This is a genomic window from Reyranella sp. (assembly GCF_050185545.1).
GTDB lineage: Bacteria > Pseudomonadota > Alphaproteobacteria > Reyranellales > Reyranellaceae > Reyranella.
The window spans coordinates 1-8,383 of sequence record NZ_JBFWZI010000259.1 but is presented as its reverse complement, the minus strand read 5'-3'; the positions used below and the strand labels follow the sequence as shown (position 1 = coordinate 8,383).

The 8,383-nt window shown below is 66.8% G+C and carries 9 protein-coding genes and 1 pseudogene; 7 read left to right on the top strand and 3 right to left on the bottom strand.

Annotation, left to right across the window (positions count from 1 at the left end; translation table 11 throughout):
• Window positions 1-25: 25 nt before the first annotated feature.
• The gene (ndk, locus tag AB7O82_RS35265; RefSeq protein WP_428550001.1) at window positions 26-448 is read left to right on the top strand and encodes a nucleoside-diphosphate kinase; all 423 of its coding nucleotides are present in this window, start codon (window positions 26-28) and stop codon (window positions 446-448) included.
• A 94-nt stretch (window positions 449-542) separates the two neighbouring features.
• Here ndk and AB7O82_RS35260 read toward each other — a convergent pair whose 3' ends face one another.
• Genes AB7O82_RS35260 through purM form a run of 3 tightly spaced genes read right to left on the bottom strand, consistent with a single transcriptional unit; the run spans window position 543 to window position 2,560 of the window.
• Window positions 543-746 (bottom strand): aa3-type cytochrome c oxidase subunit IV, encoded by a 204-nt coding sequence (locus tag AB7O82_RS35260; RefSeq protein WP_428549999.1) that lies wholly within the window; start codon window positions 744-746, stop codon window positions 543-545.
• Between the two features lie 36 nt (window positions 747-782).
• Complete coding sequence (purN, locus tag AB7O82_RS35255) at window positions 783-1,433, bottom strand: phosphoribosylglycinamide formyltransferase (RefSeq protein ID WP_428549996.1); 651 nt, start codon at window positions 1,431-1,433, stop codon at window positions 783-785.
• On the bottom strand, window positions 1,421-2,560 hold the full coding sequence (gene purM, locus AB7O82_RS35250) for a phosphoribosylformylglycinamidine cyclo-ligase (protein WP_428549994.1): 1,140 nt from the start codon (window positions 2,558-2,560) through the stop codon (window positions 1,421-1,423). The genes purN and purM overlap by 13 nt, the downstream gene beginning before the upstream one ends.
• 90 nt (window positions 2,561-2,650) lie before the next feature.
• Here purM and AB7O82_RS35245 point away from each other — a divergent pair, with 90 nt between their 5' ends.
• The 6 genes and pseudogenes from AB7O82_RS35245 to AB7O82_RS35220 all read left to right on the top strand — a co-directional run.
• On the top strand, window positions 2,651-3,700 hold the full coding sequence (locus tag AB7O82_RS35245) for a DUF2066 domain-containing protein (protein WP_428549991.1): 1,050 nt from the start codon (window positions 2,651-2,653) through the stop codon (window positions 3,698-3,700).
• Between the two features lie 7 nt (window positions 3,701-3,707).
• Window positions 3,708-4,805, top strand: a complete 1,098-nt coding sequence (locus tag AB7O82_RS35240; RefSeq protein WP_428549988.1) for an AI-2E family transporter — start codon at window positions 3,708-3,710, stop codon at window positions 4,803-4,805.
• 7 nt (window positions 4,806-4,812) lie between these two features.
• Entirely contained in the window at window positions 4,813-5,496 is a 684-nt protein-coding gene (locus tag AB7O82_RS35235) for an AAA family ATPase (protein WP_428549986.1), read from the top strand.
• A 19-nt stretch (window positions 5,497-5,515) separates the two neighbouring features.
• The gene (locus AB7O82_RS35230; RefSeq protein WP_428549983.1) at window positions 5,516-5,980 is read left to right on the top strand and encodes a DUF2147 domain-containing protein; all 465 of its coding nucleotides are present in this window, start codon (window positions 5,516-5,518) and stop codon (window positions 5,978-5,980) included.
• Window positions 5,981-5,991: 11 nt separating this feature from the next.
• Window positions 5,992-6,771, top strand: a complete 780-nt coding sequence (locus tag AB7O82_RS35225) for an SDR family oxidoreductase (protein ID WP_428549980.1) — start codon at window positions 5,992-5,994, stop codon at window positions 6,769-6,771.
• Between the two features lie 839 nt (window positions 6,772-7,610).
• Window positions 7,611-8,383 (top strand): annotated as a pseudogene (locus AB7O82_RS35220) (hypothetical protein); the annotation flags it as partial.

Genomic DNA, 8,383 nt, shown 5'->3' with positions numbered 1-8,383 from the left:
AAAAGCACCGGGAAACGAGGATCCGATGGCCGTCGAACGTACCTTTTCAATCATCAAGCCGGACGCGACCCGGCGCAACCTGACCGGCAAGATCAACGCCCGGTTCGAGGAGAACGGCCTGCGCATCGTCGCCCAGAAGCGCATCTGGATGACCCGCACCCAGGCCGAGCAGTTCTATGGCGTGCACAAGGCGCGGCCGTTCTTCAACGACCTTTGCACTTTCATGACGTCTGGCCCGGTCGTCGTTCAGGTCCTCGAAGGCGAGAACGCCATCACGAAGAACCGCGACATCATGGGCGCCACCAACCCCGCCAATGCCGCCGCCGGCACGATCCGCAAGGACTTCGCCGAATCGATCGAGGCCAATTCGGTGCACGGCTCGGATTCCCCCGAGAACGCCGCAATCGAGATCGCCTTCTTCTTCGCCGGCGCGGAGATCGTGGGGTAGATCGAATCGCTGGGGCGCGCCACTTCAGTGGCGCGACCTTCCATCGATCGCGCAAAAGACGCGCCACTGGCGTGGCGCGCCCCCGGCGAAGACGTCAGCCCAGAACGGCGAAGGCGATCAGCAGGGCGATGGTGCCGCCGATGCCGAGCACCGTGGCGAGCAGGCCGAGGCTGCCCACCAGGCCCAGCGCCATGCAGGAGAGCAGCAGCACGAGCAACAGGATCGAGAACAGAACGATCTTGCTGAACGATTCGTACGTCTGCACGTGGGCGGGAAGATCGTCGTTCTGGTCGGCCATTGATGTCCTCGTGGAAGGTGGTGTTGTTATAGCCAACTAGGGCTCCGGCGAGAAGAGCAGGGTGGCGCCGGCAGGCACCCCTGCGACCCTGACGCGGCCTCCCTCGATCGCCAAGCGGCCCTCGGCGATCCAGCGCACCACCAGGGGATAAAGCCGGTGCTCCTGGCGCAGGATGCGCGCTGCCAGGCTGTCCGCCGTATCCCCCGCCAGCACCGGCACGGCGGCCTGGGCGATGATCGGTCCACCGTCGAGGTCCTCGGTCACGAGATGCACCGTGCAGCCGCTCACCCGGACGCCGGCGTCGAGCGCCTGCTGCTGGACATGCAGGCCCTTGAAGGCGGGCAGCAGCGAGGGGTGGATGTTGATCAGCCGGCCCGTCCAGCGCTGTGGAAACCATGGGCTGAAGATGCGCATGAAGCCTGCAAGAACCACCAGCTCGACGCCGTGCCGCTCGAGCTCGGCCGACACCGCGCGATCGAACGTCTCGCGGTCGGGCTGGCCGCGATGGGACACGACCGCCGTCGCAATCCCTTGCCCTTGGGCGACTGCCACTCCCGGCGCCTCGGCGACATTGCTTACGACCAGGGCAATCTCCGCCGGATAGTCGTCCGCCTTCGCCGCCTCGATCAGCGCCGCCATGTTGCTGCCGCGGCCGGAGATGAGGACGCCGACCTTCAGCTTCGCCATAGGCTCTCGGCGTGATCGATCACGCAATCGGCTTCGCCGTCCGGCCCGCGTTCGACGATGCCGACCTCGTGCACGGATTCCCCGGCTTCCGTCAGGCTCCTGCCGACCGTTCCGGCGTCGGCGGCCGCCGTCACGACGATCATGCCGAGACCGCAATTGAACGTCCTGAGCATGTCGTCGGTGGGCACGTTGCCCGTCTCGCGAAGCCAGCGGAACACGGCCGGCACGGCCCAGCGCCGCGCATCGAGACGGGCGCGCAGGCCGTCAGACAGGCAGCGCGGCACGTTGCCGGGCAGGCCGCCGCCGGTGATGTGGGCGAGCCCCTTGATCGCCGCCGTGCCGCGGATCGCCGCCAGCAGCGGCTTGACGTAGATGCGCGTCGGCGCGAGCAGGGCCTGGCCTAGCAGCGTGCCAAGGGCGGATCCGGTGGGCCCGCCCTGAGCGGAGCCGAAGGGACCGTCGGCAAACGGCGCCGGGGCCTGATAGTCGAGGCCGCTGCGCTCGACGATGCGGCGGACCAGCGAGAAGCCGTTGGAGTGCAGGCCATCCGATGCCAAACCCAGCACGACGTCGCCGGGCACGATATCGGCGCGCGGCAGTAGGCGGTCGCGCTCCGCCGCGCCGACGGCGAATCCCGCGAGATCGTAGTCGCCCTGGGCATAGAGGCCCGGCATCTCGGCCGTCTCGCCGCCCACCAGCGCGCAGCCGGCGCGCCGGCAGCCCTCCGCCACCCCAGCCACGATGCGGCGCCCGGTCTCGACCTCGAGATGGCCGCTTGCGTAGTAATCGAGAAAGAACAGCGGTTCGGCGCCCTGGACGACGATGTCGTTGACGCACATCGCCACCAGGTCGATGCCCACCGTGTCCGGGATGCCGGCGTCGATCGCCACCTTGAGCTTGGTGCCCACGCCATCGGTGCCGGAGACAAGGATGGGGTCGCGAAAGCCCGCCGCCTTGAGGTCGAACAGCCCGCCGAAGCCGCCCAGGCCGCCCATCACGCCGGGACGGTTGGTGCTGCGGGCCAGGGGCTTGATGTGCTCGACCAGCGCGTCGCCGGCATCGATGTCGACGCCGGCGTCCTTGTAGGTGAGGGGCGGCCGGTTATGGCCGGGGGCGTCGGGCTTCAAGCCGGGCTCGTTCGCATGCTAGAAGAAGGAGGCGCGAACATAGCCAAAAACCGGACCCCCGCAATGCTGCCAAACCGCTGGTTTTCCACGATGGCCCTCGGCCTGCTCGTCGCCATCGCCGCCTGCGTCGAGGCCCATGCCCAGGGCGGGCCGGCGAACTTCACGGTAACCGACGTCAATGTCGACGTCTCGGCCGCCGATGCCGTCCAGGCGCGCGAGCTGGGAATCCAGGAGGCCCGCCGCAAGGCGGCGGCCATGCTGGTCGAGCGCATGGTGCCGGCCGAGGATCGTGCCCGCATCCCGGCGGCCGACGAGGCACGGCTGCAAAGCATGGTGCGCGCCGTCGAGTTCGTGCGCGAACGCTCGGCGCCCGGCCGCTACATCGCCACCCTGAACGTGGTCTTCGCCCCCGGGCCGGTGAAGGCCTGGCTGGGCGAGGGCGGGGTCAGGACCGCGGAGACCGTGACGCGGCCGGCCCTGGTGATCCCGCTGTGGAAGGGGCCGGCCGGAGTCGAGCCGCTCGACGACCGCAATGCTTGGCGCGAGGCCTGGCGGACCCTCGATACCGCGGGCAGCGCAGTGCCGGTCACAGTCATTCGCGGCGACCAGCTCGACCAGAATGCGGTGTCGGCGGAGCAGGCGTATGTCGGCGACGTCTCGGCGCTGGCGCGGCTCACCGATCGCTACCGCACACCGGTCATCGTCGTGGCGATCGTCGAGGGCGACAAAGAGGCGGGTCCGCTCACCGTCGGCGGCCTGCGCTATGACGCCCAGACCGGCGCGCGCAGCGAGATCGCCAAGGAAACCGTGCCCGGTGCGACTCAGCTTCCCGATGCGGCGAGGAAGATTCATGCCCGCCTCGACGAGCAGTGGCGTGGCATGGCCACCGTGCGACGCGATTCGCAGGACTCGCTCGATGTGATCGTGCCGATTCGCGCGCTGGGCGACTGGGTGCAGATGCGCCAGCGGCTTGGGGCCGTGCCCGCGGTCAAGAACGTCGTCGTGCGCACCCTCGAGGCCGACCGGGCCGATCTGCGCCTGGAGTATTTCGGCACGCCGGAGGATCTCCAGCGTATCCTGGCGCAGGCCGGCCTGACGCTCGATCGCGAGGCCGACACGTGGCGATTGCAGGTGCGATGAACGCGTCGTGCGAAGCCGCGACGTGATGGAGATCGCCCGGGCCACGCGCTGGCGGTTCTGGCTCGCCGCGGCCGTCGTCTTCCTGTTGCTGCTGTGGCTGTTGAACAACATCCTGCTGCCGTTCGTCGTCGGCATCGTCGTTGCGTATTTCCTCGATCCGGTCGTGAGCCGCCTCGAGCGGCTGGGCATGTCGCGTACCTGGGCGACCACCGCCGTCACCATCGTCGCCGCCCTGCTGGCGGTCGGGGTCGCCATGGCGATCATGCCGCCGGTGTTCAGCCAGGTGCAGGCTCTGATCGTCAATGCACCGCAATACACGGTGAAGCTCGCGACGCGCGTCATGCCGCTGATCGAGCCGGTGCGCGAGAGGCTCGACCTGCCGCCGCTCAGCCTGCAGGAGATCCAGACCGAAGTCTCGCAGCGCGCCGGGCAGGTCCTCGCGCTGCTCGGGTCGATCGCGGGGCAGGTGGCGCAGCGCGGCATCGCCCTGGCCAACCTGCTCAGCCTGCTGTTCCTGACGCCGGTCGTGACGTTCTACCTGCTGCGCGACTGGCAACGGGTGGTGGTCTCCCTCGACAGCGCATTGCCGCTCGATCACGCTGACACGATTCGCCGGCTCGCGCGTGAATCGAACGCCGCCATTGCCGGCTACTTGCGCGGCCAGGCTCTGGTCTGCATCTCGCTGGGCGCGATCTACGCCATCGGCCTGTCGCTGGTCGGCCTGCAGTTCGGCTTGGTGATCGGCCTGATCGCCGGCGCCATCTCCTTCATTCCGTTTGTCGGCACCTTCGTCGGCGCCGTCATGGCGCTCGGCATGGCGCTGGTCCAGTTCCCGCCCGATTGGCTGGGGGTGGCCAAGGTCGCCGCCGTTTTCCTGTTCGGCCAGGCGATGGAAGGCAACGTGCTGTCGCCCAAGCTGGTCGGCGATCGCGTCGGCCTGCATCCGGTCTGGATCATGTTCGCGCTACTCGCCGGCGGATCGCTGCTCGGCTTCGTCGGCGTGCTGATCGCGGTGCCGGTGGCGGCGGTGATCGGGGTCATCGTCCGCCATCTTCTGCATCGCTATCGCGAGAGCGCGATCTATCGCGGCAGCGGTGCGGCGTGAGGCGCCGGTGGCCAAGCAGCTCACCTTCGATCTCTCCCTGCCACCGCCCACCTATGCCCGCAGCGATTTCGTCGTGGCGCCGGGCAATCGCGAGGCGCTGGCCTGGATCGATCGCTGGCCCGATTGGCCGGCGCCGGTGCTGGCGCTCTCGGGGCCGCCAGGCTGCGGCAAGACCCATCTCGGACGCATCTGGGCCGCGCGGGCGCGGGCTCTCGAGCTCGACGCCGCGTCCCTCGAGGACAAGAGCGTGGCCGATCTGGCCGAGATGGCGGCGGCTTTTCCGGCGATCGCGATCGACGGTGCCGACCGGGCGCCCGAACGTGCGCTGTTCCATCTCTACAACCTGATGCGCGAGCGTCGCGGCCACCTGCTGCTGATCGCCGCCAATCCGCCGGCGCGCTGGTCGATCCGCCTGCCTGACCTGGCGTCGCGGCTGCGCGCGGCACCCACGGTGGCGGTGGCGCCGCCCGACGACGACTTGCTGGGCTCGATCATCCTGAAGCAGCTCGCCGATCGGCAATTGCATGCCGGTGCCGGCGTCGTGCACTATCTCGTGTCGCACATGGAGCGATCGGCCGACGCGGCGCGCCGCGTGGTTGCCGCGCTCGATCGGCGGGCCCTGGCCGAGGGGCGGGAGATTGATCGCCGGCTCGCCGCCGATGTCCTGACGGAGCTGTCGGGCAAGACGTGAGGCGGCACGGGAGGAGGGAATGATGAAGTCATTGCGGTTGGCGCTGATGCTTGGCGTGCTCGCCGCGCCGGCTGCGGCGCAGCAACCCTCGGTCATGGGAACCTGGCTGACGGCGTCCGGCGTGGCGCAGGTCCGCATCGGTGCGTGCGCCGACGCGGCAAGCGGACCGATCTGCGGTTTCGTCGTCGGGCTGATCAATCCCAAGGGACCGGATGGCAAGGTTGTGGCGCCCGACGCGGCCGTCGACTATCGCAATCCCGACCCGGCGCTGCGCGGCCGCAAGGTGATCGGCATGCCACTGATCTGGGGCTTCAACAAGACCTCGAACCCCAACACCTTCGAGGACGGCAAGATCTACAATGGTGAGAACGGCAAGACCTACGACGCCAACATCAGCCTACAGCCGGATGGCAAGCTCAGGCTGCGCGGCTTCGTCGGGACGCCGATGTTCGGAGAGACGCAGGTCTGGACCCGCGTGAATTAGGGAGCGAAGCGATGGATATGGGCATCAAGGGCCGCAAGGCGATCGTCTGCGCGGCGAGCAAGGGGCTGGGCAAGGGCTGCGCCATGGCGCTCGCCCAGGAGGGAGTCGATCTGGTGATCAACGCCCGCACCAAATCGGAGCTCGAGGCGACGGCGGCCGAGATCGTCAAGAAGACCGGCGTGAAGGTGACCCCGGTAGCGGTCGACGTCACCACGGAGGATGGCCGCCGCCAGGTGCTCGCGGCGTGCCCCGAGCCCGATATCGTGGTCAACAATGCCGGCGGCCCGCCGCCCGGCGATTTCCGCGACTGGACGCGCGATCACTGGATCAAGGCGATCGACGCCAACATGCTGACGCCCATCGAGTTCATCAAGGCCACGGTCGATGGCATGATGAAGCGCGGCTTCGGGCGCATCGTGAACATCACCTCGAGCTCGGTGAAGGCGCCGATCGACATTCTCGGCCTCAGCAACGGCGCGAGGAGCGGGCTCACCGGTTTCGTCGCCGGCGTGGCCCGCGTCACCGTCAAGCACGGCGTCACCATCAACGGCCTGCTGCCGGGGCCGTTCGACACCGACCGCCTGCGCGGCACCTACAAGGTCCGCGCCGCGCGCAGCGGCAAGACCTACGAGGAGGAATTCGCCGCCGGCGCCAAGGCCCATCCGGCCGGCCGCTTCGGCACGGCGGAGGAATTCGGCGCCGCCTGCGCCTTCCTGTGCAGCGTCCACGCGAGCTACATCACCGGCCAGAACCTGCTGATGGACGGCGGGCAATACCCGGGGACGTACTGACCGCGAGTGCAGGTCTACCTCTTCGACGTCCGCCCCCACATTCCGCTCGCCGCCGCGCGCTATGGAGTTCCTCGTCCCATGGTGCCTGATAAGCGCAAGTCGGACACGAAAAGTGGGGGCACGAAGCTTGCCGGGCCGCGAAAGCGGCGCTGGTGAATTGGCTGTCCTGGTCGGTAACCCGAAACGCGCCGCCACTTCCTGCAGTGCATCGAGCCGAACGTGCGGTCCATCGTGTTCGACAACCGCCAACTCAGCACCGCGCACTGCGCGACTGGCCAATCCATGATCGCGACCAGGCACCGCAAGCCCGAACCGATCGGGAGGATGTAGGTGATGTCGGCCGCCCTGCCTCGTTGGGCCGATCAATCGTCGGACTGTGCAGCGGGTGCGGCTAGAGCCTCTGGCTGAGGGCCGGCTTGGTCACACCCGGCTTGGGCACCGCGCAGCAATGTTCATCTGCTGCGTCGTACACTGGACGTGCCTGCGATTGGCACTAACCCTTGCCGTTCAGCATCCACGAAGGGCGGCGTGTAAACCACGCGAGTGCACGCACAGAGATTTTCTATATTCTTCTATATGCTATCGTCTGCTCCGTCTACTGCGAAACGGCGCCTTCCAGCAACGCCGAGGTTCCCAGGTCATATCCTCAGGGTAACAAACCGGAAGTTGTGACTGTTTTGTTGCATATACCTATTTGGGTAATAGCATATTTTCACTTCATCTGCTAATGGTTGTCCCTGTGGTGTGTGGCGGACTTGATGCGCTCCAGCGAGTCCTCGAGATCGGCCTGCAGGTTCGCCTCACAGTCCTTCGCTGGGTCGCTTGGGTGGGTGCATTCGGTGTTCGACATCAATTTAACGATCGAGGAGATCAACCAAGCCAGCATCATTCCTGAGCGTTGGTATACCGTGTTGAACCACTTGGTCGAGATCAGCGACGCCGAGGGCGCGTTGCTGTTCGGGACCAAGGATGGTCTGCTTCGCTGGATTTCTTCTCCCGAAATCTGCCATATTGTAAAAGAGTGGATTTCGAGCGGATGGGTGAACCGGAACTCACGGGATCGGCTCATTTCCAAACGTGAGTCGCGATTTCTCACAGATCTCGATGGATTCACCTTCGAAGAGTTGGCGACCGATCCCTTCTACAACGAGTTCCTGAGACCTCGCGGCCTCGGCTGGTGTGTAGGAACCGTCATTCAAGGGCCCTACGGCGACAGCGTCGTATTCTCCATCGAGAAGGCCTTTGAGAAGGGGCCCGTTGGCCAAGAGGCGGTCAACACTCTCAACGATCTGCGGCCCCATCTTGAGCGCGCAGCGGCGTTGTCGACCATCGCGGGCCGCGAACATGCCCGGGCCGTGGTTGGCTTGCTGCAAAGCGTTGGGGTACCGGCCGCTGTCTTAAGTCGAAGTGCGCAGCCGCTGGTAGATGATCGGCTGACTTTTTCCAACGTGGAGGCGCAAGCCGCATTTGCAGGAGCGCTTACTGCCATCAATTGTTCGCCTTGCCGGGATGGAGGCGATCCGACAATCATTTCCGGTATTCGACACGACGTTGACGTTGTCGCCCAGCTGATTCACTTCGACAAACCGGCTCGCAATGTTTTCAGCGAAGC